Genomic DNA, 25159 nt, shown 5'->3' on the forward strand with positions numbered 1-25159 from the left:
GGCCTGGCTGTTTCACCAGTCTGCGAATGCCTGGAGCCAGCAGGATGCGCCCAGCTATGTGTTCAAAGGACTGAATCTGCTGGCCATGGACGGGACGATCCTTCGTACCGCCGACAGCCCCGCCAATCGCGGGCACTTCGGGGCCCAGGTCTATCCGAGCGGCAAGCTGGCGAGCTATCCGCAGGTGCGTGCTGTCACGCTGACCGCCATTCCGACCCATCTGATCCGCGATGTCGAGTTTGGCCGCTACGACACCAATGAGATGGTGTATGCCAAGCAACTTGTACCGCGCATCCCTGACGATTCGATTACTGTCTTCGACAAGGGCTTTCTGGCCGCCGAGATCCTGTGTGGACTCACCATCGGCGGCCACAATCGGCACTTCGTGATTCCAGCCAAGACGAACACCCGCTGGGATGTCGTCGAGGGCAAGCCTGACGATGCTACGGTGCGCATGCGCGTGTCACCCCAAGCGCGGGCGAAGTGTCCGGAACTGCCCGAGTTCTGGGAGGCGCGCGCCATCCGAACGATCGACTCGCGCGGGCGCGAGCGCGTTTTGCTGACTTCCCTACGGGATCGCCGACGTTTCAAGCCAGCCGATATTGTCGCGTGCTACACGCGCCGCTGGCAGATCGAGACGAGCTACCGAGAGCTCAAGCAATCCATGCTGGGGATGGAGTTGACCTTGCGCAGCCAGACGGTAGATGGGGTCTATCAGGAAATCTGGGGCGCACTGATTGCCTACAACACGATTCGGCTGGAAATGGCCAAAGCGGCGCTCGAAGCGAAGATCGCCCCGACCGACATCAGCTTCGTGCGTGCCTTCCATACCATTCAGTACGAACTAATGTGGGCTGCCGCAACGCGATCACACGGCAAACTGCCTGCACTGCTACAGCGCTTGCGCGAGCGCCTGAAGGCGCTCCCAAACGAAAAACGACCCGCACGCTCATGCGCACGGATCGTTAAGTCGCGACCTTCTCGCTACACCGTTCGGTACCTGAAGAAGGACCTTAACTGAACGGCATTACCCCGAAGGGGGGCGCTTTTTTCAACCACACAAGCAGCAGGCAAAACCCGGCAATCAGGAAGAGCGGACAAAATTCAGCCCACCCTCGTGCAATCCCGCCGCTGCAGCGGGAGCGCTGCCCTGGCCTACCTTGCCCGGCACGGCCTGGGCCGTGCCGGCGGCATGACCGTTGCCATTGGCGCCCGGAGGCGCCGGCTGGCTGCGGTCAACCCGTTCGCGCAATTCCTTGCCCGCCTTGAAGTGCGGCACCCGTTTCTCGGGAACCAGCACACGCTCGCCGGACTTGGGATTGCGCCCCACGCGAGGCGGACGCTTGTTCAGACCAAAACTGCCGAATCCGCGGATCTCGATGCGGTGGCCATCGGCCAACGCCTCGGACATCGCGTCGAGTATCGTTTTGACCGAGATGTCCGCGTCCCGCAGCAGCAGCTGGGGGAAGCGGGCAGCCAGTTTTTCGACGAGCTCCGACTTGGTCATGGGCATACGCGCAAGCGCGGGGGCCTGCGATTACTGGTTGTCCTGGCCGAGCTTGGCCTTCAGCAGGGCGCCGAGGTTGGTCGTGCCAGCCGTGCCGGTGTCAGCCTGGAACTTCTGCATCGCTTCTTGCTGCTCTGCGCTGTCCTTGGCCTTGATCGACAGGTTGATGTTGCGCGACTTGCGGTCGACGTTCACCACCAGGGCGGTGATCTGCTCGCCTTCCTTCAGCACGTTGCGGGCGTCTTCCACACGGTCAGCGGAGATTTCCGAAGCACGCAGGTAGCCTTCCACATCGTCAGCCAGCTGGACCACGGCGCCCTTGGCGTCAACCGCCTTGATGGTGCCCTGAACCAGCGAACCCTTGTCGTTGGCCGAGATGAAGTTGTTGAACGGATCGCCCGACAGCTGCTTGATGCCCAGCGAGATGCGTTCCTTGTCGACGTCGATGCCCAGGACCACGGCTTCGACTTCGTCGCCCTTCTTGTACTTGCGAACGGCTTCTTCGCCAGTCTCTTGCCACGACAGGTCCGACAGGTGCACCAGGCCGTCGATGCCGCCCGGCAGGCCGATGAACACGCCGAAGTCGGTGATCGACTTGATCTGGCCGGCCAGCTTGTCGCCCTTCTTGTGGTTACGCGAGAAATCGTCCCACGGATTGGCCTTGCACTGCTTCATGCCCAGGCTGATACGACGCTTGTCTTCATCGATATCCAGCACCATGACTTCGACTTCGTCGCCCAGCTGGACAACCTTGGACGGGGCAACGTTCTTGTTGGTCCAGTCCATTTCCGACACGTGCACCAGGCCTTCGATGCCGGCTTCGATCTCGACGAACGCGCCGTAGTCGGTCAGGTTGGTCACCTTGCCGAACAGGCGGGTGCCTTGCGGGTAGCGGCGCGAGATGCCGACCCACGGATCTTCGCCCAGCTGCTTCACGCCCAGCGAGACGCGGTTCTTTTCCTGGTCGAACTTGAGGATCTTGGCGGTGATTTCCTGGCCAACCGACAGCACTTCGCTCGGGTGGCGGACACGGCGCCAGGCCAGGTCGGTGATGTGCAGCAGGCCGTCAATGCCACCCAGATCCACGAATGCGCCGTAGTCGGTGATGTTCTTGACGATACCGTTGACGATGGCGCCTTCCTTCAGGGTTTCCATCAGCTTCTGGCGCTCTTCGCCCAGGGTCGCTTCGACCACGGCGCGGCGCGACAGCACCACGTTGTTGCGCTTGCGATCCAGCTTGATGACCTTGAATTCCAGGGTCTTGCCTTCGTACGGGGTGGTGTCCTTGATCGGGCGCACGTCAACCAGCGAACCCGGCAGGAACGCGCGGATGCCGTTGACCATCACCGTCAGGCCGCCCTTGACCTTGCCGGTCACGGTACCCGAGATGATCTCGCCGTCTTCCAGCGCCTTCTCGAGGTTCAGCCACGATGCCAGGCGCTTGGCCTTGTCGCGGGAGAGGATGGTGTCGCCATAGCCGTTCTCGAGCGCATCGATGGCCACGGAGACGTAGTCGCCGGCCTGCACTTCGAGTTCGCCCTGGTCGTTCAGGAACTCCTCCACCGGCACGAATGCCTCGGACTTGAGGCCGGCATTGACGACCACGAAATTGTGGTCGATGCGCACGACTTCAGCGGAGATCACTTCGCCAGCCTTCATATTGGAGCGGGCGACGGATTCCTCGAACAGTGCGGCAAAGGATTCGTTAGTTTGCAGGTCGGACATAAACGTAAGGTGAAATCCGCAATACGCTGGCCGGCGCGACTATCGCGCTCAGTCTGCCAGTGCAGCGGGGTCAGGTTTGACACAAGCCAGCCACAAGCCTTGCCCGGGCTGGCGCCATCTGGTGCCGTCGGGGTACGCCGCTTCTACTGATGCGCCCGCATGCATCTCATGCATCGGGCCGCACAGCGGCAAACCACTCCAGCACCTGCGCCACTGCCTGGTCCACCGTCATATCGGAGGTATCCAGCAGCTTTGCATCCTCGGCGGGACGAAGCGGCGCGGCGGTGCGGGTGCGATCCCGTACATCGCGCGCTTCAAGGTCACGCAAAAGGTCTTCGATATTAGCAGAAATTCCCTTATCAATCAATTGTTTATAGCGCCTGCGAGCGCGCGCCTCAACACTTGCGGTCAGGAACACCTTGAGCGGCGCATCCGGGAAGATCACAGTGCCCATGTCGCGGCCGTCGGCGACCAGCCCCGGCAGCTTGCGGAAGCTGCGCTGCAGCTGGGTCAGCGCGTCGCGCACCGGCTGGTGCACGGCGATGGCCGAGGCCCGGTTGCCGATCGCCTCGGCACGGATTGCCAGGCTGACTTCCTCGCCTTGCATCCAGACGCGGTCAGGGCCGAACTTCACATCGAGGCGGGAAGCGATCTTTGCAAGCGCGTCCACGTCCGCCAAGTCAATCCCGGCGCGGTCGCTGGCCAGCGCCACGAGCCGGTACAGGGCGCCGCTGTCGAGCAGGTGAAAGCCCACGGCGTCCGCGACCTTGTGCGCGACAGTGCCCTTGCCCGAGGCAGTCGGCCCGTCAATGGCGATGACGTTGACGATAGTCATTGTTTATAAAACCAAGAGAAACGATTGATTGTGAATTCAATTGAGAATAATTATCATTTGATTCATGGCACTTCGCCGCAGCCGCGGCACCGTGCCCTTTCCGTCCAGTCGCGAGGCAATCTACCATGGCAAAAACCCTGACTTTCGGCATCATGCACCTCGGCATCGCTTTCAGCGTGACGTATGCGCTGACCGGCAGCCTCGCCATCAGCGGTGCCATCACCTTCATCGAGCCGGCCGTCAATACCGTGGCCCACTACTTCTTCGACCGCTACTGGGAGAAGCGCGAGCGCCGCCAGGCCGGAACTGCCCGCGACCGCGCCCCGGCGCAGCGCGACCACGCCAACCTGGCCAGCGCTTAGACGGTCACGCCCGCAAACACGCTGAAGTAATCCGGGAACGTCTTCGCCACACAGCCCGGATCATTGATCCGCACCGGCAGCGGCCCAAAGGCTGCCAGCGAGAAGCACATCGCCATGCGATGGTCATCATAGGTGCCAATGCCGTCGGCCGGAGTCTGCCACGGTTGCGGCGGCGTCACACGCAGATAGTCGGCCCCTTCTTCCACGACTGCGCCGAGCTTGCGCAGTTCCGTCGCCATCGCCGCGATACGGTCCGTTTCCTTGACGCGCCAGCTGGCGATATTGGTCAGCGTGGTCGTGCCTTCGGCAAACAGTGCCGCCACCGCCAGTGTCATCGCCGCATCGGGGATATGGTTGCAGTCCAGCTCGATGCCGTGCAGGCGCCCGTCGTCGCGTTCCGTGCCGCGCACTTCGATCCAGTTGTCACCTGCCATCACATTGGCGCCCATGCGGTTGAGCGCCTCGGCGAAGCGCACATCGCCCTGCATGCTGGCCATGCCCACGCCTTCCACCCGGACCGGGCCACCGCCGATCGCACCGGCCGCCAGGAAGTAGGAAGCGGACGACGCATCGCCCTCAACAAAGATCTCGCCTGGCGAGCGGTAAGCCGCGCCGGCCGGCAGCACGAAGCGCTCCCAGCCCTGGCGCTCGACCTCGATGCCGAAGCGCGCCAGCAGGTTCAGCGTGATCTCGATATACGGCTTGGAGATCAGCTCGCCTACTACTTCGATCTCGATGCGGCCGCTGTCGGATTGCGCCATCGGCAGGCTCATCAGCAGCGCGGTCAGGAACTGGCTCGACACATCGCCGCGCACGCGGATCGGCGCGTCGATGCGAATGCCGGCCGGCTGGATATGCAGCGGCGGAAAGCCTTCATTGCCAAGGTAGTCGATCACGGCGCCCACCTGGCGCAGGCCGTCGACCAGGTCGCCGATCGGCCGCTCATGCATGCGCGGCACGCCCGACAGCTTGTAGCTGCCGCCCTGCAGCGCAAGCGCGGCAGTCAGCGGGCGGATCGCGGTGCCGGCATTGCCCATGAACAGTTCGGCCGACTTGTTCGGAAAATTGCCCCCGGCGCCGGTGACGATGTAGTCGTCGCCTTCCTGCCGCCACGCCACGCCGAGCGTGCGCAACGCTTGCAGCATCACGCGGGTGTCGTCGGAATCGAGCAGGTCGCGCACGCGGGTTTCGCCCGTGGCCAGTGCGGCCAGCAGCAGCACGCGGTTGGAGATGCTCTTCGAGCCCGGCAGCCGGACGGTGCCGTTGGCGCGGGTCAGGGGGCCTAGCGTCAGGTGTTCCATGGTTTTCGTGGGCGCCGGGGCGCCGCGGTCAGGCTATTGGTTCAGGGTTCGGTATGGTTGCCCGCGGCACGCTCTGCGCCCCAGGCCAGCCGGGTCTTGCTGGCGCGCGCGAAGATGCGTTCGAGCGCGTCGCCGTCGCCCTTCTCGATCTGCGCCTTCAGGTGCGCCAGCACCGACTGGTAGGTATTCAGCTCACGCAGCAGCGCGTCGCGGTTGGCCACGCAGATGTCGCGCCACATCTCAGGCGACGAGGCCGCGATGCGCGTGAAATCGCGGAAGCCGCCGCCGGCGAAGCCCAGCTTCAGCGCGGCATCTTCCGCATTGGCGACCTGCGCCACCAGCGCGTACGACAGCACGTGCGGCAGGTGGCTGACCGCGGCAAACACCGCGTCGTGCTGCACTGCCGACATCACATGGCATTCTGCGCCGGCGCTTTCCCACATGGCGCGCACCGCGGCGACATCGGCGCGCGAGTTTTCCTGCAGCGGGCACAGCACGGTCTTCTTGCCGAGGTACAGGTCCGGCAGCGCCGCCTCCACGCCGTTGAGCTCGCGCCCGGCGATCGGGTGTGCCGGCACGAACTGCGCGACCTTGTCGCCGAGCGCCGTCTTGGCCGCCATGATCACGTCTGACTTGGTGCTGCCGGCATCGGTGACGATGGTGCCCGGCTGCAGGTGCGGCTCCAGCGCGTGCAGCAGCGCAAAGTTCTGCGCCACCGGCGCGCACAGCACGATCACGCTGGCGCCGCGCGCGGCATCCGCCAGCGTCGCGGCCTCGTCGATCACGCCAAGATCCAGCGCCTTCTGCAGCGACGCCGGCGAGCGCCCCACCCCGACCACCGTGCCCACCACGCCGGCGCGCTTGAGCGCCAGCGCGAGCGAGCCGCCGATCAGGCCGACACCGACAATGACAACACGGGAAAAATGCAATGCACTCACAATCTCAGGCCGCTAGGGGCAGTGGCTCGGACCAGGCCGAGGTAAATCGATGATTGGCAACGAGGCAGGCAAGCAGCCTGCAGCGAAACGCCGCGATTGTAGCCGCGCTCACGCCAGCGCCCGCTCCAGCGCCGCGATGAAGGCCGCGTTCTCCTCGGCCAGGCCGATGGTCACGCGCAGCCAGCGCGGCAGGTTGTAGTTGCCCACCGGCCGCACGATCACGCCCTGCTTCAGCAAGGCCAGGTTGACGCGCGCGCCGGCGCCGTCGTCATCGCCCACGCGCACCATCACGAAGTTGCCGGACGACGGCACGTATTCCAGCCCGAGCCGGTCGAAGGCATCGGTCAGCTGGCGCTTGCCGGCACGGTTCAGCTCGGCGCTGCGGCGCAGGAACCCGGCATCGCCCAGCGCCGCGATGGCCGCGGCCTGCGCCACGCTGTTGACGTTGAACGGCTGGCGGATGCGGTTCAGCAGGTCCGACAGCTCCGGTTGCGCCACCGCGTAGCCGATGCGCAGGCCCGCCAGGCCATAGGCCTTGGAGAACGTGCGCGACACCATCAGGTTCGGGTAGCGGCGCACCCAGGCGAGCGAATCATATTGCTGGTCGGCATCCAGGTATTCGTTGTACGCCTCGTCCAGCACAACCACCACATTGGCCGGCACCCGCTGCAGGAAGGCTTCGATCTGCGCGGCCGGCACGAACGTGCCGGTCGGGTTGTTCGGGTTGGCGATAAAGACCAGGCGCGTATCCGGCGCGATCGCCGCGGCCATCGCCTCCAGGTCATGGCCGTAGTCGCGCGCGGGCACTTCGATGGCGCGTGCGCCGATCTCCTGCGTGGCCAGCGCGTAGACCGCGAACGAGTACTGGGCATAGACGATCGACTGACCCGGCTCCACCAGCGCATGCGCGGCCAGCTCCAGGATGTCGTTGCTGCCGTTGCCCAGCGTCAGCCAGTCGGCGGGCACGCCGAAGCGCGCCGACAGCGCGCCCTTCAGCGCAAAGCCGTTGGAATCCGGGTAGCGGCCGAGTTCAGCCACCGCATCGGCGACCGCGCGGCGGGCCGACTCGGGCATGCCGAGCGGATTTTCATTAGAGGCGAGCTTGACGATGCCGGCCTCGTCCAGGCCGAACTCGCGCGCGACTTCCGAAATCGGCTTGCCGGCAACGTACGGCGAAATCGCCCGCACATAGCCGGGTCCGAACACCGTGCCGCCTTGCTTACCCTGCTCTGCCATCTCGTCTCCTTGTTCTTGCCTGGCTGCCTTACTTGCTCGACGGATACGAGCCCAGCACCTTCAGGTAAGCCGCGTTGCGGCGCAGCTCTTCGATGGCGCGCGCCACTGCCGGCTCATGCTGGTGCCCTTCCACGTCGACGTAGAAGTAGTACTCCCACGCGCCGCTGCGCGCCGGGCGCGACTCGAAGCGGCACATTGAAACACCGTTCTCCGCCAGCGGCGCCAGCAGCTGGTACACCGCGCCGGCCTTGTTGGGCACCGACAGGATCATCGAGGTCTGGTCGCTGCCCGACGGTTCGGTCTCATAGCGGCCGATCACGGCAAAGCGCGTGCGGTTGTGGGGATCGTCCTGGATATGCGTGCGCACGATATGCAGGTGATAGCGGTTGGCGGCGGACTCGCCGGCAATCGCGGCCACGGTCGGGTCTTCGCTGGCCATGCGCGCGGCCTCGGCATTGCTCGACACCGCCTGGCGCTCCAGGTGCGGATAGTTGGCGGTCAGCCAGTGCTGGCACTGCGCCAGTGCCTGCGCATGCGCGCGCACCACCGTGACGCCCTGCATGTCGGGCGTAGATGCCATCAGGTTGTGGTGCACCTTGAGCGCGATCTCGCCGCTGATCTTCAGCGAGGTCTGCAGGAACAGGTCGAGCGTGCGCGACACCGCGCCCTCGGTGGAGTTCTCGACCGGCACCACGCCGTACTCGACCGTGCCCGCCTCGACGGCACGGAACACCTCGTCGATGCTCGGGCAAGGCACGCCCGACACCTCATGGCCGAAGTGCGCATACAGCGCCTGCTCGGAGAACGTGCCGGCCGGGCCGAGGAAAGCCACTTCCAGCGGCTTTTCCAGCCCGCGGCATGCGGACATCACCTCGCGCCAGATCGCCGCAACGCTTTCGCCCAGCAGCGGGCCGGGGTTGGCGCCCTGCACCTTGCGGATCACCTGCAGCTCGCGCTCCGGGCGGAACACCGGCGCGCCGTACTTCTTCTTGACCTCGCCGACCTCGAGTGCCAGCTTGGCGCGGCGGTTCAGCATCGCCAGCAGTTCGCGGTCAACGGTGTCGATCTGCTCGCGCAGCGGGCCCAGCTCGACCGACAGCTTGCGCTCGGCTTCGCTCAGGTGGCTATCGTTCTGCTGCTCGTTGGGCGGCGTCTCCTCGCGCGCGGGGGTGCGGTCTTGGCTTGTCATTTTGTATGAATCCGGTGGGCCGCCGGGGCGCGGCGGCCGGAGAAAAACTGACCTCTGCCTGCCGGCGCACTGTGCCTGACGTGCGCGGGCAGCCAGCGGGAATGCGCGTCAGGCGGATGTACGCTCGAACTCGCGCATGAAATCGACCAGCGCCATCACGCCTTCCAGCGGCATCGCGTTATAGATGCTGGCGCGCATGCCACCCACGGTCTTGTGTCCCTTGAGCTGCACCAGGCCGTTGGCCCGCGCCTGCTGCAGGAACGCTTCATTGCGCGATTCGTCGCCCAGGAAGAACGGCACGTTCATGCGCGAGCGGCAGCTCGGATGGATCTCGTTGCGATAGAAATCGCTCTGGTCCAGGTAGTTGTACAGCGCCGACGCCTTGGCGATATTGCGCTGCTCGATCGCGGGCACGCCGCCCTGGCGCTTGAGCCACTTGAAGACCAGGCCGGCGATATAGATCGCATAGGTCGGCGGCGTGTTGTACATCGAGTTGTGCTCGGCCACCAGGCGCCAGTTGAATGCCGACGGGCACAGCGGGTGGGCATGACCGAGCAGGTCGTCGCGCACGATCACGATGGTGACGCCGGCCGGGCCGATATTCTTCTGCGCGCCGCCGTAGACCACCTGCACGCGCGACCAGTCGATCGGGCGCGACAGGATATGGCTGGAAGCGTCCGCCACCACCACGCGGTCGCCCTTGACCTGGCCGATATCGGGAATGTCCTGGAACTCCACGCCGACGATGGTCTCGTTGGTGCACAGGTGCACGTAGCCGGCATCGTCCGACAGTTTCCAGTCCGCAACGTCGGGGATGCGGTGGAATTTCTGCGCCTCGCTGGTGGCAGCGATATTGACCGCGCCATAGCGGCGGGCTTCCTGCTCGGTCTTGACCGACCAGGTGCCGGTGACGACGAAATCGGCCTTGGGCTGCTCGGCGCTGCGCAGCCGCATCAGGTTCAGCGGCACGATGGCGTTTTCGCCGATGGCGCCGCCTTGCAGGAACAGCACCTTGAAATTGGCGGGGATGTGCAGCAACTCGCGCAGGTCAGCGATCGCTTCGTTATGGATGCTTTCGAATTCGCGGCTGCGGTGGCTCATCTCCATCACCGAAACCCCGGTCCCGTGCCAGGACAGCATCTCCTCGGCAGCCTGTTGCAGCACTTCGGCGGGCAGCGCCGCCGGGCCAGGGGAGAAGTTGTAGACACGTTCGGCCAATGCACGCTGCATCATGCCGGCAAGAGCGGGATTCTGGGGATCGTTCATGAGACGGGGAATGGAAAAATGGCTGCCGGTGTTACCCAAGCAGCCATTATCCCTCAAACCCGCGCCCCGTTGGGCACCCGGGGCCAGGCCCCGGGGCCGCACTTGCCTGCAAGGCTGCAGGCGGGCGGCGGTCTGATTCAGTCGCGGATCACGCCAGCATCACTTCGAAGCGGCGGTGATTTCCTTCTCTGCGGCGTCGCGCATCGACTTGCCGACCTGCGTGCCGTACTTCTGCATCATCGAACCCCAGATCTCCTGGGTCGCCTTGCCCTGGTTGGCCATGAACTTCTGGCCGGTCGGCGACTTCAGGAAGGTGGTCAGGTCCTTGAGTTCCGCCGTCGAGTAGTACTTGCCGAAGGCATCGTAGTGCGCCTGGATCGCGTCCTTGCGGAAGCCATCGGTGCTGAACGCCGAGCCGGCGCCGTCAACCATGCGCTGCACCGCGCCGTTCTTCTTCAGCTTTTCGACAGCGGCCTGCTTCTGCTTGTCGTTCAGGGTCTTGTTCTCGACCAGCACTTGTTCCAGCACCAGCGGAGCTTCCTGCTTGGCGCCTTGCTGCCAGTTTTCGGCCTGGCCCTTGACGGCCTGGTCAGCCTGCATGACGGAAAGCAGTTCCTTGATGGCTGCTGTCTTTTCCGCATCCTGCGCATGGGCGTGCTGCGCCATCATGAAGGTCGGAACGAAAGCGGCCAGAACTGCGATACGTCGATAGGTTTTGAGCATTGTGACTCCCTGGTAAATACGTCCGTTTTAGTCCGGACAGCCGCGAGGCGAGTTCCGGCTGGCGTCCTATTGTTGCAACAATTTACGATTTGTCTTACGGATTAGCGTCCAAGTCGGCCCCGGCAGCACCTTCTGCACCGTCGGCGTCTTCAGCCTCGTCGCCACCGGCACCGTTGTCGGCATCGCTTTCGACGATGCGCTGCAGCCCGGACAACTTGGTGCCTTCGTCAACGTTGATCAGCGTGACACCCTGCGTGGCGCGGCCCATTTCGCGGATTTCAGCCACGCGGGTACGGATCAGCACGCCGCCGGTGGTGATCAGCATGATCTCATCCTCGGGCGAAACCAGTGCTGCCGCCACCACACGGCCATTGCGCTCGCTCGTCTGGATCGCAATCATGCCCTTGGTGCCGCGGCCGTGTCGAGTGTACTCAGCAATGGGGGTGCGCTTGCCGTAGCCGTTCTCGGTCGCGGTCAGCACGCTGCCGCGCATGCCCGCCTCAGCCTCTTCGGCGGTCTCGGCCGGCGCCACCAGCATGGCGATTACGGTCTGGCCGTCTTCAAGGTTCATGCCGCGCACGCCGCGCGCCTGGCGGCCCATCGGACGCACGTCGTTCTCGTCGAAGCGCACGGCCTTGCCGGCATCGGAGAACAGCATCACATCGTGCTGGCCGTCGGTCACGGCCGCGCCGATCAGGTAGTCGCCCTCGTCCAGGTCGACCGCAATGATGCCGGCCTTGCGCGGATTGGAGAACTCGGTCAGGGCGGTCTTCTTGACCGTGCCGCGGGCGGTGGCCATGAAGATGAAGTGCTCGGCGTCAAACTGCTTGACCGGCAGGATCACATTGATCTTCTCGCCTTCGGACAGCGGGAACATGTTGACGATCGGGCGCCCGCGCGAGTTGCGGGAGCCCTGCGGCACCTCGTACACCTTCAGCCAGTAGAGCCGGCCGCGGTTGGAGAAGCACAGGATGTAGTCGTGGGTATTGGCCACGAACAGCGTGTCGATCCAGTCGTCTTCCTTGGTCGCTGCCGCCTGCTTGCCGCGTCCGCCACGCTTTTGCGCGCGGTACTCGGAAATCGGCTGGCTCTTCATATAGCCGCTGTGCGACAGCGTGACCACCATGTCCTGCGGCGTGATCAGGTCTTCGGTGTCCAGCTCGGTCGCGTTCAGCTCGATCTGCGAACGGCGCTCGTCGCCGAATTCGGCGCGGATAGCGGTGAGTTCGTCGATGATGATGGCAGTAATACGCTCCGGCCGCGCCAGGATATCCAGCAGGTCGGTGATTACCGCCATGATGTCGCGATATTCCTGGACGATCTTGTCCTGTTCGAGCCCGGTGAGGCGTTGCAGGCGCATTTGCAGGATTTCCTGCGCCTGGCCATCCGACAGGCGGTACAGGCCGTCTGCCTGCATGCCGAACACCGGCGGCAGCCCGTCCGGACGATAGGAGGCGCGGCCGCCCGGGGTCTCGCCTTCGGCGCGCGCAAGCATTTCGCGGACCAGGGCCGAATCCCATGCCTTCGCCATCAGTTCCTGCTTGGCGATCGGCGGCGTCGGTGCGGCCTTGATGATGGCGATGAATTCGTCGATATTGGCCAGCGCCACGGCCAGGCCTTCCAGCACGTGGCCGCGCTCGCGCGCCTTGCGCAGCTCGAACACCGTGCGGCGGGTGACGACTTCGCGCCGGTGCGCCAGGAAGTACTCCAGCATCTGGCGCAGGTTCAGCAGGCGCGGCTGGCGGTCGACCAGCGCCACCATGTTCATGCCGAAGGTGTCCTGCAGCTGGGTGTTCTTATATAGGTTGTTGAGAACAACCTCAGGCACCTCATTGCGCTTGAGCTCGATCACCACGCGCATGCCAGACTTGTCCGACTCGTCGCGGATGTCGGAAATGCCCTCGATCTTCTTTTCAGTGACCAGTTCGGCGATGCGCTCGAGCAAGGTGCGCTTGTTGACCTGGTAGGGCAGCTCATCGACGATGATCGCCTGGCGCTGGCCGCGGTCGATGTCCTCGAAGTGCGTCTTGGCCCGCATCACCACGCGGCCGCGGCCGGTGCGATAGCCTTCGCGAACGCCCTGGATGCCATAGATAATCCCGGCGGTCGGAAAATCAGGCGCCGGAATCAATTCAATCAGCTCATCCACCGTCGCCTGCGGGTTGCGCAGCAGGTGCAGACAGCCATCGACGATTTCATTCAGGTTATGTGGTGGGATATTGGTGGCCATGCCCACCGCAATACCGGACGAACCGTTGATTAGCAGATTGGGAATACGCGCCGGCAGAATCGAAGGCTCTTTTTCAGAGCCGTCGTAGTTGCTGTCGAAATCGACGGTTTCCTTGTCGATGTCGAACAGCATCTCGTGGGCGATTTTCGCCAGGCGGATTTCGGTATAACGCATGGCCGCGGCGTTATCGCCGTCGACCGAACCGAAATTACCCTGGCCGTCGACCAGCATGTAGCGCAGCGAGAAGTCCTGCGCCATGCGGACGATGGTGTCGTAGACTGCGGTATCGCCGTGCGGGTGATACTTACCGATCACATCACCGACGATACGGGCCGACTTCTTGTAGGGTCGGTTCCAGTCGTTGTTGAGCTCGTGCATCGCAAACAGCACGCGCCGGTGCACCGGTTTCAGGCCGTCCCGCACATCAGGAAGCGCCCGGCCCACGATCACGCTCATGGCGTAATCGAGATAGGAGCGGCGCATTTCCTCTTCGAGGGAGACCGGAAGGGTTTCTTTTGCGAATGGATCCATTGCGGCGTGGTTTATGCGGCAGGTTTAAGCGAATGACAGGCCCTTTAGCGCGCGGCACGGTGGGCGCCTGACGGCTGGGCAACGTGCCATTCTAACATGCCGCCACCCCCCGCCTGCCGCTCTCCGGACAGCCCTTGCGCACACCTCCCGAGGCCCTGACTGAAACCCGGAATCCCTGATGCCACAAGGCTTTGCGGGCGATACAAGACCCATGTTGCACAAACACCACAGGCCCAAAACCCATGCGGCGAATCGAATATATTTACTTCTTAGGAAACGACCCTTGTGGCACAATTCCCCAGCGAAGAGCCAGACATTGTTCGAAGTGGAGCATCCACCACATCGAGAATGTTATACTCCGAAGAATGTATGACTTGTTTTCGTCCATTTGCTCGCAGTAACCCTGCGGTGATCTCATCCTGAGAGGAGAAATATGAAAAAATTTGCCAAGCTCGCGCTCGTTGCAGCTACCGCAGTAATGGCTGCATCCGCTCAAGCTCAGTCCGTCCCTTATGAAAAGAAGGCAGTGAACGACAACTGGGGCAACGGTACGAGCGAGTACGTGTGGAAGAATGGCACGAACGAGCTCTGCTGGCGCGACAGCTCCTGGACCCCGGCCACCGCCAACGCGCTGTGCGACGGCGCCCTGGCCCCGGCCGCACCGGCACCGGCACCGGCTCCGGTGGCTCCTCCGGTCGTCTCGAGCGAGAAGGTCACTTTCGCTGCTGACACCCTGTTCGACTTCGACAAGGCTGTCCTGAAGCCGGAAGGCAAGGCCAAGCTGGACGACCTGGTCTCGAAGCTGCAAGGCATCACCCTGGAAGTCATCATCGCCGTTGGCCACACCGACTCGTTCGGTTCGGACAAGTACAACGATCGCCTGTCGATCCGTCGTGCTGAATCGGTCAAGGCTTACCTGGTGAGCAAGGGCGTTGAAGCCAACCGCGTCTACACCGAAGGCAAGGGCAAGCGCCAGCTGAAGGTCGATCCGAAGTCGTGCAAGGGCAACCGCAAGTCCCAGATCGCCTGCCAGCAGCCGAACCGCCGCGTGGAAGTCGAAGTGGTCGGCACCCGCAGCGCACGTTAATCGGATTCTTTCCGACGACGAAAAGCCCAGCGCAAGCTGGGCTTTTTTTTTGGTACAGTTGCCCGGACTGTCCCTCTCTTCCCTTCACACCGCCGGCGCGGCTAGTGCCGCCGGCCCCGCATACGATGACGTTGCAATCGCAAACCCTTTCCGCAGCCGGTGCCGCCAATCAGGACCTGCCGCGCCGCAATGCCGATCCGAAGGAAATCGACAAGTTCAGCGAACTGGCCCACCGCTGGTGGGACCCGGAAAGCGAGTTCAAGCCGCTGCATGAGCTGAACCCGCTGCGCCTGGGCTGGATCGACGGCATCGCCGGCCTGGCCGGCAAGCGCGTGGTCGACGTGGGTTGCGGCGGCGGCATCCTGTCCGAAAGCATGGCACGCCTGGGTGCCACGGTGCGCGGTATCGATCTCTCGACCAAGGCATTGAAGGTAGCGGACCTGCACAGCCTGGAGACCGGCGTTGCCGTCACCTACGAAGAGATCGCCGCAGAAGCGCTGGCCGCACGTGAACCGGCGAGCGTCGATGTGGTGACTTGCATGGAGATGCTGGAGCATGTGCCCGATCCGGCGTCGATCGTGCAAGCCTGTGCCACGCTGGTCAAGCCCGGCGGCTATGTGTTCTTCTCGACCATCAACCGCAACCTGAAGGCCTACCTGCTGGCCATCGTCGGCGCGGAATACGTGCTCAATATGCTGCCGCGCGGCACGCACGACTACGACAAGTTCATCACGCCGTCCGAGCTCGCGCGCTTTGCCCGCCAGGCCAGGCTGGACCTGTTGGAAATGCGCGGCATGACCTACAACCCGCTGTCGCAGGTGTATGCGCTGGGCCGCGACACCGATGTGAACTACATGATGGCGTTCCGCCGGGTGGCAGCATGAGGGCCGGCATTGCAGGGGTCTTCTTCGACCTGGACGGCACGCTGGCAGATACCGCGCCGGACCTGGCGGCGGCCGCCAACCGGCTGGTCGTCGAACGCGGCCAGGCGCCGGTGGCCTATGAAAAACTGCGTCCCGTCGCCTCGCACGGCGCGCGCGGACTGCTGGGTGCAGCCTTCGGCCTGCGTCCGGAGGATGCAGAGTTCCCGGCGCTGCGCGATGTCTTCCTGGACTACTACGAGGCCGACATCGCGGTGCACACGCGCCTGTTCGACGGCATGCCGCAAGTGCTGGCCGCGCTCGAGGCAGCGGGCATCCCGTGGGGCATCGTCACCAACAAGATCGCCCGCTTCACCGTGCCGCTGGTCGCCGCGATCGGCCTGGCCCCGCGCGCCAGCGCGGTCGTCAGCGGCGACACCACGGCCCACGCCAAGCCGCACCCCGCCCCGCTGCTGCATGCCGCGGCAAGCGCCGGCGTCGACCCGCGCCAGTGCGTCTACGTGGGCGATGACCTGCGCGACATCCAGGCCGGCAAGGCCGCCGGCATGATCACCGTCACCGCCGCCTATGGCTATTGCGGCGACGCCGAACCGCCCGAGACCTGGGGCGCCGACCACCTGATCCGCCACCCGGCCGAGCTGATCCCGCTGCTGTTGCCCGCCGCGGTCGCCTGATTGTGTCGCAGGGTTATCCTGGCCGAGCCAGGAACTCCCCGCGACAGCTTGCGTCCAACCGGGTACAATCCAGCTTCCTCACTGGGGCCGACCTGGTTTCGACGTGGGTTACAAAGCAGTGGAGGGCATACCGAGGACCCGTCACCTCGTTAATCAATGGGAATGCAATAACTGCTAACGACGAACGTTACGCACTGGCCGCTTAATTGCGGCCGTCCTCGCACTGGCTCGCTGACGGGCTAGGGTCGCAAGACCACGCGAGGTCATTTACGTCAGATAAGCTCCGGAAGGGTCACGAAGCCGGGGACGAAAATCTAGTGACTCGCCGTTGCAGAGCGTGTTCGTCCGCGATGCACCGGTTAAATCAAATGACAGAACTAAGTATGTAGAACTCTCTGTGGAGGGCTTACGGACGCGGGTTCGATTCCCGCCGGCTCCACCAGTATTCAGTCCGATGCAATACCAGCAGGTCTAGAAACCCGCGCAAGCCCAAGGCTTCGCGGGTTTTTTCTTTGGCGGCCGGATCCCCCGCCATCTGCCTTCCAGGACGGCATCCGTATCGCACCGCCGCGTTTGCAGTTGTTTGCAGTCATTACCCCAGCGCTGGCCTACGCTGGAATTGCTGCAGGCCGGGCAACGCACGGCATCAGCAACACAGTGCTCCACAGGCGGGCTGGCCTGGCACCGGCTCCCGTTGCCAGGCCCTTTCTCCACGCCCGCGCGAACGCACATCGTCCACATGAAACGGAGTTGGCGATGCCAATCAAGTCCATCGAGGTCATGCTCACGCGAGACGCGCAGTGGGCCCTGGAATACGACCGCGATAACCCCGGACCGGTCTACCCGTCCCGCGATGCCGCGATTGCCGCAGGCCTGCAGCTGGCGATGACCCACGATGCTGTCCTGACGATTCATGGCATCAATGACAAATCGGACGCGTTCGATTTCAGGGAATTGCACGCTCCTTTGCTCCATTGATGGTTGGTGCTATCAGCGCGCAATTGAAAGCAACATCCCCAGAATTGGGGATGCCCGGATCGCGTAGCGGCACCATCATGGCATGCGGGCGTACTGCGACTCGCCCGCTACCACTTGTGGCCCTCGTCCTCCCTGGCCGAGGGCTTTTTCTTGGGTGACGCACCAGCACCGCGCAGCGTCAGCGGGAAGCGCGGCAGGCGCTGGTGCGCCGGTTTATACCCCCAGCGCCCGGCCATCGCTGCGCGGGTCGTGCGCGCCGGCAAGCTGGCCGCCGGCATCGATCCGGATCGCACCCGGATGGCCGGCCAGCTGGCTTTGCGCAGGGATCGGGCTCAGTTGATGGCCGCGCGCGGCAAGCTCGCTGAACACCGGCAGGCCGGCATCCTGTTCCAGCTTGAGGCTGTCGCGGCTGTCCGAGAAGGTCTTGCCCAGCAGGAAGCGCGGGCGGCGCAGAGCCGTCAGCGGATCCATGCCGTAGTCGATCATCCGTGTCAGCACCGCGGCCAGTGTCTGCGGCTGGCCGTCGGCGCCTTGCGTGCCGTACAGCAGGTGCGGCCGGCCCTGCTTCAGGTAGATGCCGGGATTGAGGGTATGGAATGGCCGCTTGCCGCCGCGCAGCACGTTGGGGCTGGCGGGATCGAGGCTGAACGATGCGCCGCGGTTGTGCCAGAGCACCCCCGTGTCGCCGACGACCAGGCCGCTGCCCCAGTCGAAATAGACGGTCTGCAGCATGCTCACGCAGCGGCCCTCGCGGTCGGCGGCGCCGATGTAGACCGTGTCGCCGGGCTTGAACACATGCGGCCACGCCATGGCGCGGTCCATGCGGATGCGGCGCGCGTGGGCATCGAGATTGGACCTGGACAACAGCCGGTCCAGCGGCACGTCGACAAAATCGGGATCGGCGACATAGCGGTTGCGGTCCAGGAACGCCAGCTTCACCGCCTCGACCAGCAGGTGGTAATAGTCTGCGCTGCCTTCCGGGATACCGGACAGATCGAACCGGTCGAGGATGCCCATGATCTCCAGCGTGGTCACGCCTTGCGTGGGCGGACGCAGGCCGAGCAGTTCGCCGTCGCGGTAAGCCACGCGCAGCGGCACTTCTTCGCGCGCCTGGCAGCGCGCCAGGTCCTGTTCGCGCAACGGCGAGCCGGCCTTGGCCAGCCCGGCGGCAAGGCGACCGGCGAGGTCGCCCTCGTAGAATTCGCGCCCGCCTTGTGTCGCCACCCGGTCCAGGGTGCGGGCCAGCTCGGGCTGGCGGAACATTTGGCCCGGCCTGGGCATGCGCCCGTCTGGCATGAAGACCTGTCCGAAGCCATCCCAGCCTGACAGATCCGCCGAGCGGAACTCCTGCCAGAAGCACTGTGACGGCGTGACCGGGAATCCGTTGGCGGCGTACTCGGTGGCCCGCGCCAGCAGCGCCGACCACGACTGCGTGCCGCCCCACTGGTCCCGGCTGAAGGCAAAGGCGCGGTCCCAGATCGCAACGGTGGCGGCGGCAGTGAGGGCCGCTGCCGGGCCCCTCAGCGGAATGGTGCCGGCATAACCCGAGGTCTCGGACGCGGCCTGGCCGATGCCGGAGAACGTGCGCACATTGCCGCCGCGGTCGCTGACCACCAGGAAGGCGTCGCCCCCCAGGCCGGTAAAGTGAGGATATGTCACGCTCAGCACTGCACCGATGGCAATCGCCGCCTCGATGGCGTTGCCCCCGGCCTTCAGTACCTCAAGCCCCGCCTGGCTGGCCAGTCCATGCGGGCTCGTGACCATGCCCGTGGACGAATGCGCCAGCCCCGCGCGCCCGGATTGCGCCGGCTCCTGCGCCAGTTCCTGCCCGACAGCAGGCAATACTGTGCTGCCCGCCAGCGCGGCCGAGCCGGCCAGGAATGCCCGACGCGACGTGCCGGTGCCGCAAGGATCCACTTCACCCAGAAATTCCATACTCACTTCCCCCGGATACGCGGCGACCGTCCGACGCTGACATTCCCTACGCGCCGGCCGCCGCGATAACGATTCGATGATGGCGCCGGGTCAAGCCGCGCCTTGCACGCAGACCCGGCAGGACACGTCGGCTCAGGTCTCGGTCTTCCAGCCCTGCCATGGGCGTTCGGCAACGGATTCCGGCGCGGCATAGTGATGCTTGATCCAGGCATAGGCCGGCCCGAGCGCATTCATGGCGATCACCGCCCCGAGCGCGACAACGGGATCGCCCGGCACCGGGCCGAAGCCGCCGAACAGCGTTGCAAAATACGAGGCAAAGCCAAAGAACATGCCGGGGATGAAGCGCAGCCTGACGAACACGCGTGCGAGGTACATCATCGAAGCGTTGAGCGTGAACAGGATCACCATCTCCGCCACGATCAGCGCAGGGCCGGAGAACTGCTCGGCTGCCTGGCGGAAGCAAAGCACGATGACAAAGGCAAAGAGCGAGCCCACCGGCAGCGTCGGCCAGATCTTCTTCAGGTTCTCCGGCGTGGGACCGCCCATGGCAAAGGTCGCGGCCCAGCTGATGAAGATGGCCCATGGCGGCAGGTGCGAGGCATGCGCGGCGATGGGAACAGTGGTGATGGCAAGCAGTGAGGCCACGACTTCGGCAGGCAGCTTTCTCATGATCGACTCCTTGATGGGCGGGGAACGGGCATTGCTGTCAGTGCGGGCAGCACCGGTGCCGATGGATCTCGCAGCGATGCTGCGTGACCACGGTGATCTTGCCGCGCTTCACCACCCAGAGCCGCGGCGGGATGTCGATCAGCGCATCGGCCACCTGGAAGGTATCGAGCACGACCAGGTCCGCCTGGCGCCCGACCTTGAGGCCATAGGTGTCGTGCAGGCCGATCGCGCGCGCGGCGTTGTGCGTGCCCATGTCGAGCACCGCGAGCTGGTGCTCGGGCACGCCGAACTGGGCCACGTGCGCCAGCATGTTGCCGATCTGCAGCATGTCGGCCTTGCCGAACGGGGTGAAGGCATTGCGGATATTGTTCGAGGAATACGCCACGTTGACCCCGCCGCTGTGCAGGGCCTTCACCGGCGTCAGCCCGCGGCGCTGGTTCTGGACGTCCTTGCGGCCGCCGAGATAGAGATCGGTGGCGGGCAGCGTGACGATGCTGATGCCGGCCTCGCGGATCTGCTCGATCAGCGGCTGCAGCTGCGCCGCGTCAAGCGCGCCCAGGCTCGTGACATGGCCCAGCGACACGCGCCCCTGGTAGCCGGCTTCGATGGTCTTCTGCGCGATATATGACACTGCGGCAAAGCGCTGGTCGCCGGTGTCGTCGGCAAAATCGGCATGCATATCCACCGGCGCGTCATAGCGTTGTGCCAGTTCGAAGACCATGTCGATATGGCGCATGGTGTCGGCCCAGCTCAGCTCGTTGTACGGACAGCCGCCGACCACATCGGCGCCCATGTCCATGGCCTCTGTCAGCAGCTCGCGGGTGCCCTGCGATTTCAGGATGCCCTCTTGCGGGAAGGCCACGATCTGCAGGTCGAGCAGATCGTGGTACTCCGATTTCAGCTCAAGCAGCGTCTCCACCCCGATCAGCCCCTGGATCAGGTCGACATCGGGATGCGCGCGGATCGCCACCGTGCCGTTCCTGACCGCCATGTCCAGCACCTGGCGCGAGCGGTCCAGCACATCCTGGCGCTGCTGCTTGCTTTTCAGGATACCGGTGACGCGGATGGCTTCGTCCAGCGTGCCGAAGCGCGCCGGCAGGCGGCGGTGCAGCAGAGCCTTGTCCAGGTGCAGGTGCGCTTCGACCAGCCCCGGGATGACGGCGCGGCCGCCGGCCTCGATCACTTCATGCGCCGGCACGTCGATGCCGGGCTCGATGGCGGCGATGCGGCCGTCGCGGATGGCGATATCGGTCAGGGGCGCGTCGTCGCGAACGCAGGCGTCCCGGATCAGCAGATCCAGCTGCATGGCTTGTCTCCTCAGGTCTTGTTATGCAGGCGAAGTCAGGGCTTCGCTACCTGAAGCGTAGGTGCCGGGCCGGCATCGCTACATCAGGATTGGCTGAATTCGACCTAAGGATTTTCCTAGACGCACCGCAGCAGACTAGGCCGCGTCCCCGGCTTCGGCGAGCAGGCCGTGGCGGATGGCGTAGTGCACCAGCCCGGCCGTCGATGCGATGTCCATCTTGCCGAGGATGTTGGCCTTGTGGGTGCTTACCGTCTTGGCGCTGAGCAACAGCGCCGCGGCGACCTCGTTGATGCCCAGCCCCTCGGCCAGCATCTGGAACACCTGCAGTTCACGCGCCGTCAGCCGTGCATGCGGCAGCATGGCATCGGGCTGCCGGGCCTGGCTGAGGAGCTTGTCGGCAATCGCCGGCGAGACCGCGGTACCGCCGCGCGCCACCTTGCGGATGGCACCGAGCAGCTGGTCGGACTCGACATTCTTGGTCAGGTAGCCAGCCGCGCCCGCGCGGATAGCCTGCACCGCGTATTGCGACTCGCGGTACATGCTCAGCACCAGGACCGGCAGCGCCGGATAGCCGGCCCGTATCTGCTGGATCAGCAGGATGCCGCTGCGCCCCGGCATCGACATGTCCAGCAACAGCACGTCCGGCGCCTGCGCGCGCAGCAGCGCCAACACTTCGCAGCCGTCGGCGGCTTCGGCCACCACCTGCATGTCGGGCACGGTGGAGAAGATCTTCTTGAGCCCGTCGCGGATGATAGTGTGGTCGTCGGCAAGCATCAGGCGGATCATCTTGCCCCTCCGTTGCCGGCAGCGCCGGCATTGGGAATCTGCGCCTCGACCCGGGTGCCGCCGCCCTTCTCGCCGGTTACCGCCAGCTTGCCGCCCAGCATCAGCGCACGCTCGCGCATCCCCAGCAAACCCAGGCTGCGGCGATGCCCGGCCCTGGACGCATCGATGCCGCGGCCGTTGTCGGCAACCACCAGCCGCAAGGTTCCGCCGGCCTCGCTCAGTTCCACCCGCACGCGATCGGCGCGGCCATGACGGCAGGCATTGGTCAGCGCTTCCTGCGCGATGCGAAAGACCGCGGTGCTGAGTTCGGCGCCGAGCTCGCCAACGGGCTGCAGCGCCAGCTCGCAGGCGATGCCGCCGCGCTCGGAAAAGGACTCGGCCAGCCACTCGATCGCAGCGGTCAGCCCCAGCTCATCCAGCAGCGGCGGGCGCAGGTCTGCCGCGATGCGCTGCACCGCGTCCACCGTCGAATCCGCGATCTGCTTGAGCATCTGCAAATGCTTGCGGCACGCGTCGCCAGCATCGGGGCCCTGCTGCGCTTCGATAAAGCTCAGACCCAGGCGCAATGCCGTCAGGGACTGGCCAAGCTCATCGTGCAGCTCGCGTGAGATCCGGGTGCGCTCCGCCTCGCGCACGGACTGCAGGTAGGCGGACAACTCACGCAGCTGCGCGCGCGAGTCCAGCAGTTCCTGCTCGGAGCGCTTGCGGTCGGTAATGTCGCGCGAGATGCCGACCGTGCCGACGACCGCGCCGTCCTGGCCCCGAATCGGCATCTTGATCGTATCGAACCAGTGCAGGCTGCCGTCCTGGCCGTGACGGCATTCCTCATAGCGCCGGCGGATGCCGCTGGCCACCACGGCCTTGTCGGTGCCCAGGTAGACCTGTCCCCATTCCTCCGACCACACCTTGTCCGGCGTGCTGCCCAGGATCTCGGCCTCGGACCGCCCGCATGCGGCCATGAAGGCGTCATTGACCAGGACGTAGCGGGAGCCGACGTCCTTCAGCCAGGCCTGGTCGGGTATGTTGTTCAGGATGGCCCGCTGCAGGTCGACATACGTATCCATGACTTCTCCTTGCCGGGCCCTTGCCTTGCCGGCAGGCGCCCGATTCATGACAGACAAGTATCGATTCATGCATTGCATTCATCAAACTGCATGGCCTGTCTGCATCCCCTCGCAGACTATAGCCAGCAACCGGCGGCCATGCGCTTGTCGTTTTCCTCAATGGCTGGACGAAAGCGAACGTCCGGATCACAGAGCCTTGCGGCATGGTGTGGATCAAGGAGCTGTTTGGCAGTTCTTCCGTTCCGGTGGCGTGAAATCTCTGACCCGGGTTTAAGGCAAGCCTTATTGCCGCCGGACTGCGCCAAACCTATCGTAGTAGCGCAACTTCAACCGGCATGCCGGAAAGCCGGAGGGCCGGCCCGCAACCTGGCCGTTTGTGCACGCCGCGCATGCCATCACGGCGAGCCCTGCTATGAACGGAAAACAACTAATCAGCACCCTGCGCCACTGGCTGGTGGTACTTGCATGCTTTGCGGTCCCGCATTTCGCTCATGCGACCTGCAGTGCCACGCCGGCAATGCCATATCTGCAGGCACTAAGCAACATTGCCGTCGCCGCCAACCTTGCCGTTGGCAGCACCATTCCCGGAACGGTGCACTACTATTCATTCAGCGGCACCTGTGCCTACGTGCCGCCGTACGTGGTGGCCGGCGCTCCCATCATCTCCTGCTACTACGGCAGCGGCACTGAAGTCATGCCCGGCGTCTACTCCACCGGCGTCGCCGGCATCGGCATCCGGCTGCGCAATGCCTCTGGCCAGCCCATGACGAATGCCGCTGGTGTCTGGTGCGATACCCGCGGCGCTAACCTGGGAAACCTGGACGCAAACCTGAACTATGCCGTGTCGGTATCGGTGGAATTTGTCAAGACCGGCCCGATCACCTCAGGCAATCTCGATCCAAGCCAGACCGAGTTCGGCTTCGGTGTCTACAACGGCAGCTTGGCCGGCGCGCTAGGCGGCTCTGGCAACAACTACATCGGCTTCTCCGGCAATGTGACCCCCCGGGAAATTGCCTGCAATCTCAACTACCCAACGGTGGTCAACTTGCCGACGATCAGCGCCAGCACGCTCGCGAGCGGGCGCGCGGGTGGCAGCACACCATTCGCCATCCAGTTGACCTGCAGCGGCGCGGCCATAGTCGGCATGACACTCGACGGCGCCGCAGGCACACCCGTGGTCTCGGCCGCAACCGGCATACTCGGCATCAGCGGTGGCGGGACGGGCGGCATGGCCAGTGGCGCTGGCGTGCAGATCGTCAATGCGAGCGGCACCGCGCCCGTTCCGCTGCAGGTGCGCAATGCGATGGGCAACATCACGGCCAACGTTCCCGCCACATACCGCTTCGGCGCGCGCTACATCGGACTGGGCGGCACGCCCTCCCCGGGGACGGTGTCGAGCGCGATGGTCTTTACCATGGATTATCAATAGCCGGCATGGAAGCGGCGCGCCGAAGGACTACAATAGCCGGCTGCAGTCCTTGAAGGCTTTCGCCATGTCTGACCATCCCCGCTTCACCATCAACCGTTCCATGGTCGCCCTGGTCCCGGAACAGCCGTTCCTGGACTGGATCCAGGCGGTCGATCCCCAGCCGGTGGCCGGCCTCACGCTAGAGCAGGTGCGCGAGGATCAGAGCGTGTTCCTGCTGCCGGAAGAACTGGCCGATACGCACGACAACGCCGTGCGCTGGGTCGAGAAGCGCTGGCAGGAATTCTTCGAATTCATGCTGGGCGAGTGGTTCGACGACTCGATGTGGCCCGAGGAACTGTCGCTGCAGATGTTCCGCGAGTGGTTCAGCGTGCGCTACCACTCGATGGTGTTCGACATGGCGCCTGACGTGCCGGTCATGCACGATGACTGGGACGACGCGGACGACGCGTCCGAGATGCTGCACTAGGGCCCGGATCGGGAACCCGGCCGGCAGAACTCCGGCTCGGG

The 25159-nt window shown here is 64.7% G+C and carries 23 protein-coding genes and 1 other RNA gene; 9 read left to right on the plus strand and 15 right to left on the minus strand.

Annotated features, from left to right (window positions below; genetic code table 11):
- Positions 1-1021 (plus strand): IS4 family transposase (locus tag AC3WVS_RS03685; protein ID WP_492317443.1); only part of this gene is annotated, 1021 nt, incomplete at its 5' end.
- Positions 1022-1084: 63 nt separating this feature from the next.
- Here AC3WVS_RS03685 and AC3WVS_RS03690 read toward each other — a convergent pair.
- The 3 genes from AC3WVS_RS03690 to cmk all read right to left on the minus strand — a co-directional run bounded on the left by AC3WVS_RS03690 (position 1085) and on the right by cmk (position 4067).
- Positions 1085-1507: an integration host factor subunit beta gene (locus AC3WVS_RS03690; RefSeq protein ID WP_010812953.1), complete on the minus strand. Its 423-nt coding sequence runs from the start codon at positions 1505-1507 to the stop codon at positions 1085-1087.
- A gap of 30 nt (positions 1508-1537) precedes the next feature.
- A complete protein-coding gene (gene rpsA / locus AC3WVS_RS03695; protein WP_010812954.1) occupies positions 1538-3232 on the minus strand; it encodes a 30S ribosomal protein S1 in 1695 nt (564 codons plus the stop codon).
- Positions 3233-3398: 166 nt separating this feature from the next.
- Complete coding sequence (gene cmk / locus AC3WVS_RS03700) at positions 3399-4067, minus strand: (d)CMP kinase (protein ID WP_492317444.1); 669 nt, start codon at positions 4065-4067, stop codon at positions 3399-3401.
- 125 nt (positions 4068-4192) lie between these two features.
- Between cmk and AC3WVS_RS03705 the strand changes: the two genes are divergently transcribed.
- Complete coding sequence (locus AC3WVS_RS03705) at positions 4193-4429, plus strand: DUF2061 domain-containing protein (RefSeq protein ID WP_492317445.1); 237 nt, start codon at positions 4193-4195, stop codon at positions 4427-4429.
- On the opposite strand, the gene aroA is transcribed toward AC3WVS_RS03705, so the two are convergent.
- The 7 genes from aroA to gyrA all read right to left on the minus strand — a co-directional run bounded on the left by aroA (position 4426) and on the right by gyrA (position 13843).
- Complete coding sequence (gene aroA / locus AC3WVS_RS03710; protein ID WP_492317446.1) at positions 4426-5730, minus strand: 3-phosphoshikimate 1-carboxyvinyltransferase; 1305 nt, start codon at positions 5728-5730, stop codon at positions 4426-4428. The two genes, AC3WVS_RS03705 and aroA, sit on opposite strands and share 4 nt — an antisense overlap.
- A 41-nt stretch (positions 5731-5771) precedes the next feature.
- Positions 5772-6668: a prephenate dehydrogenase gene (locus AC3WVS_RS03715; RefSeq protein WP_454750222.1), complete on the minus strand. Its 897-nt coding sequence runs from the start codon at positions 6666-6668 to the stop codon at positions 5772-5774.
- Positions 6669-6776: 108 nt separating this feature from the next.
- The gene (gene hisC / locus AC3WVS_RS03720; RefSeq protein WP_492317447.1) at positions 6777-7904 is read right to left on the minus strand and encodes a histidinol-phosphate transaminase; all 1128 of its coding nucleotides are present in this window, start codon (positions 7902-7904) and stop codon (positions 6777-6779) included.
- A 28-nt stretch (positions 7905-7932) separates the two neighbouring features.
- A complete protein-coding gene (pheA, locus tag AC3WVS_RS03725) occupies positions 7933-9093 on the minus strand; it encodes a prephenate dehydratase (RefSeq protein ID WP_492317448.1) in 1161 nt (386 codons plus the stop codon).
- A gap of 108 nt (positions 9094-9201) precedes the next feature.
- Positions 9202-10359: a 3-phosphoserine/phosphohydroxythreonine transaminase gene (gene serC / locus AC3WVS_RS03730; RefSeq protein ID WP_492317449.1), complete on the minus strand. Its 1158-nt coding sequence runs from the start codon at positions 10357-10359 to the stop codon at positions 9202-9204.
- A 159-nt stretch (positions 10360-10518) separates the two neighbouring features.
- Entirely contained in the window at positions 10519-11082 is a 564-nt protein-coding gene (locus tag AC3WVS_RS03735) for a DUF2059 domain-containing protein (protein ID WP_492317450.1), read from the minus strand.
- Positions 11083-11176: 94 nt separating this feature from the next.
- Positions 11177-13843, minus strand: coding sequence for a DNA gyrase subunit A (gene gyrA, locus AC3WVS_RS03740; RefSeq protein ID WP_492317451.1), 2667 nt, complete (start codon positions 13841-13843; stop codon positions 11177-11179).
- Between the two features lie 433 nt (positions 13844-14276).
- Between gyrA and ompA the strand changes: the two genes are divergently transcribed.
- The 5 genes from ompA to AC3WVS_RS03765 all read left to right on the plus strand — a co-directional run bounded on the left by ompA (position 14277) and on the right by AC3WVS_RS03765 (position 17463).
- Complete coding sequence (gene ompA / locus AC3WVS_RS03745; protein ID WP_010812964.1) at positions 14277-14930, plus strand: outer membrane protein OmpA; 654 nt, start codon at positions 14277-14279, stop codon at positions 14928-14930.
- 125 nt (positions 14931-15055) lie between these two features.
- Entirely contained in the window at positions 15056-15814 is a 759-nt protein-coding gene (ubiG, locus tag AC3WVS_RS03750; protein WP_492317452.1) for a bifunctional 2-polyprenyl-6-hydroxyphenol methylase/3-demethylubiquinol 3-O-methyltransferase UbiG, read from the plus strand.
- Complete coding sequence (gene gph / locus AC3WVS_RS03755) at positions 15811-16485, plus strand: phosphoglycolate phosphatase (RefSeq protein ID WP_492317453.1); 675 nt, start codon at positions 15811-15813, stop codon at positions 16483-16485. The genes ubiG and gph overlap by 4 nt, the downstream gene beginning before the upstream one ends.
- An 83-nt stretch (positions 16486-16568) precedes the next feature.
- Positions 16569-16927: a transfer-messenger RNA gene (ssrA, locus tag AC3WVS_RS03760) on the plus strand.
- A 314-nt stretch (positions 16928-17241) separates the two neighbouring features.
- Complete coding sequence (locus AC3WVS_RS03765; RefSeq protein ID WP_492317454.1) at positions 17242-17463, plus strand: DUF2188 domain-containing protein; 222 nt, start codon at positions 17242-17244, stop codon at positions 17461-17463.
- 213 nt (positions 17464-17676) lie between these two features.
- Here AC3WVS_RS03765 and AC3WVS_RS03770 read toward each other — a convergent pair whose 3' ends face one another.
- The 5 genes from AC3WVS_RS03770 to AC3WVS_RS03790 form a co-directional block, all read right to left on the minus strand.
- Positions 17677-19398, minus strand: a complete 1722-nt coding sequence (locus tag AC3WVS_RS03770; RefSeq protein WP_492317455.1) for a gamma-glutamyltransferase family protein — start codon at positions 19396-19398, stop codon at positions 17677-17679.
- 132 nt (positions 19399-19530) lie between these two features.
- Positions 19531-20067, minus strand: coding sequence for a DUF1097 domain-containing protein (locus AC3WVS_RS03775; protein WP_492317456.1), 537 nt, complete (start codon positions 20065-20067; stop codon positions 19531-19533).
- 37 nt (positions 20068-20104) lie between these two features.
- The gene (locus AC3WVS_RS03780; RefSeq protein ID WP_492317457.1) at positions 20105-21373 is read right to left on the minus strand and encodes an amidohydrolase family protein; all 1269 of its coding nucleotides are present in this window, start codon (positions 21371-21373) and stop codon (positions 20105-20107) included.
- A 135-nt stretch (positions 21374-21508) separates the two neighbouring features.
- Complete coding sequence (locus AC3WVS_RS03785) at positions 21509-22159, minus strand: response regulator (RefSeq protein WP_492317458.1); 651 nt, start codon at positions 22157-22159, stop codon at positions 21509-21511.
- The gene (locus AC3WVS_RS03790; protein WP_492317459.1) at positions 22156-23223 is read right to left on the minus strand and encodes a sensor histidine kinase; all 1068 of its coding nucleotides are present in this window, start codon (positions 23221-23223) and stop codon (positions 22156-22158) included. The genes AC3WVS_RS03785 and AC3WVS_RS03790 overlap by 4 nt, the downstream gene beginning before the upstream one ends.
- 412 nt (positions 23224-23635) lie before the next feature.
- Between AC3WVS_RS03790 and AC3WVS_RS03795 the strand changes: the two genes are divergently transcribed.
- A complete protein-coding gene (locus tag AC3WVS_RS03795; RefSeq protein WP_492317460.1) occupies positions 23636-24652 on the plus strand; it encodes a fimbrial protein in 1017 nt (338 codons plus the stop codon).
- Positions 24653-24716: 64 nt separating this feature from the next.
- On the plus strand, positions 24717-25118 hold the full coding sequence (locus AC3WVS_RS03800; RefSeq protein WP_492317461.1) for a hypothetical protein: 402 nt from the start codon (positions 24717-24719) through the stop codon (positions 25116-25118).
- Positions 25119-25159: the final 41 nt, after the last annotated feature.

Source organism: Cupriavidus sp. CPT47-8839-RL05A, from assembly GCF_058792255.1.

Bases quoted from the DNA above. Each gene is read 5' to 3' on its own strand.
- AC3WVS_RS03690 (WP_010812953.1), bottom strand. From the start codon at position 1,507: ATGACCAAGTCGGAGCTCGTCGAAAAACTGGCTGCCCGCTTCCCCCAG.
- rpsA (WP_010812954.1), bottom strand. From the start codon at position 3,232: ATGTCCGACCTGCAAACTAACGAATCCTTTGCCGCACTGTTCGAGGAA.
- cmk (WP_492317444.1), bottom strand. From the start codon at position 4,067: ATGACTATCGTCAACGTCATCGCCATTGACGGGCCGACTGCCTCGGGC.
- AC3WVS_RS03705 (WP_492317445.1), top strand. From the start codon at position 4,193: ATGGCAAAAACCCTGACTTTCGGCATCATGCACCTCGGCATCGCTTTC.
- aroA (WP_492317446.1), bottom strand. From the start codon at position 5,730: ATGGAACACCTGACGCTAGGCCCCCTGACCCGCGCCAACGGCACCGTC.
- hisC (WP_492317447.1), bottom strand. From the start codon at position 7,904: ATGGCAGAGCAGGGTAAGCAAGGCGGCACGGTGTTCGGACCCGGCTAT.
- pheA (WP_492317448.1), bottom strand. From the start codon at position 9,093: ATGACAAGCCAAGACCGCACCCCCGCGCGCGAGGAGACGCCGCCCAAC.
- serC (WP_492317449.1), bottom strand. From the start codon at position 10,359: ATGAACGATCCCCAGAATCCCGCTCTTGCCGGCATGATGCAGCGTGCA.
- AC3WVS_RS03735 (WP_492317450.1), bottom strand. From the start codon at position 11,082: ATGCTCAAAACCTATCGACGTATCGCAGTTCTGGCCGCTTTCGTTCCG.
- gyrA (WP_492317451.1), bottom strand. From the start codon at position 13,843: ATGGATCCATTCGCAAAAGAAACCCTTCCGGTCTCCCTCGAAGAGGAA.
- ompA (WP_010812964.1), top strand. From the start codon at position 14,277: ATGAAAAAATTTGCCAAGCTCGCGCTCGTTGCAGCTACCGCAGTAATG.
- ubiG (WP_492317452.1), top strand. From the start codon at position 15,056: ATGACGTTGCAATCGCAAACCCTTTCCGCAGCCGGTGCCGCCAATCAG.
- gph (WP_492317453.1), top strand. From the start codon at position 15,811: ATGAGGGCCGGCATTGCAGGGGTCTTCTTCGACCTGGACGGCACGCTG.
- AC3WVS_RS03765 (WP_492317454.1), top strand. From the start codon at position 17,242: ATGCCAATCAAGTCCATCGAGGTCATGCTCACGCGAGACGCGCAGTGG.
- AC3WVS_RS03770 (WP_492317455.1), bottom strand. From the start codon at position 19,398: ATGGAATTTCTGGGTGAAGTGGATCCTTGCGGCACCGGCACGTCGCGT.
- AC3WVS_RS03775 (WP_492317456.1), bottom strand. From the start codon at position 20,067: ATGAGAAAGCTGCCTGCCGAAGTCGTGGCCTCACTGCTTGCCATCACC.
- AC3WVS_RS03780 (WP_492317457.1), bottom strand. From the start codon at position 21,373: ATGCAGCTGGATCTGCTGATCCGGGACGCCTGCGTTCGCGACGACGCG.
- AC3WVS_RS03785 (WP_492317458.1), bottom strand. From the start codon at position 22,159: ATGATCCGCCTGATGCTTGCCGACGACCACACTATCATCCGCGACGGG.
- AC3WVS_RS03790 (WP_492317459.1), bottom strand. From the start codon at position 23,223: ATGGATACGTATGTCGACCTGCAGCGGGCCATCCTGAACAACATACCC.
- AC3WVS_RS03795 (WP_492317460.1), top strand. From the start codon at position 23,636: ATGAACGGAAAACAACTAATCAGCACCCTGCGCCACTGGCTGGTGGTA.
- AC3WVS_RS03800 (WP_492317461.1), top strand. From the start codon at position 24,717: ATGTCTGACCATCCCCGCTTCACCATCAACCGTTCCATGGTCGCCCTG.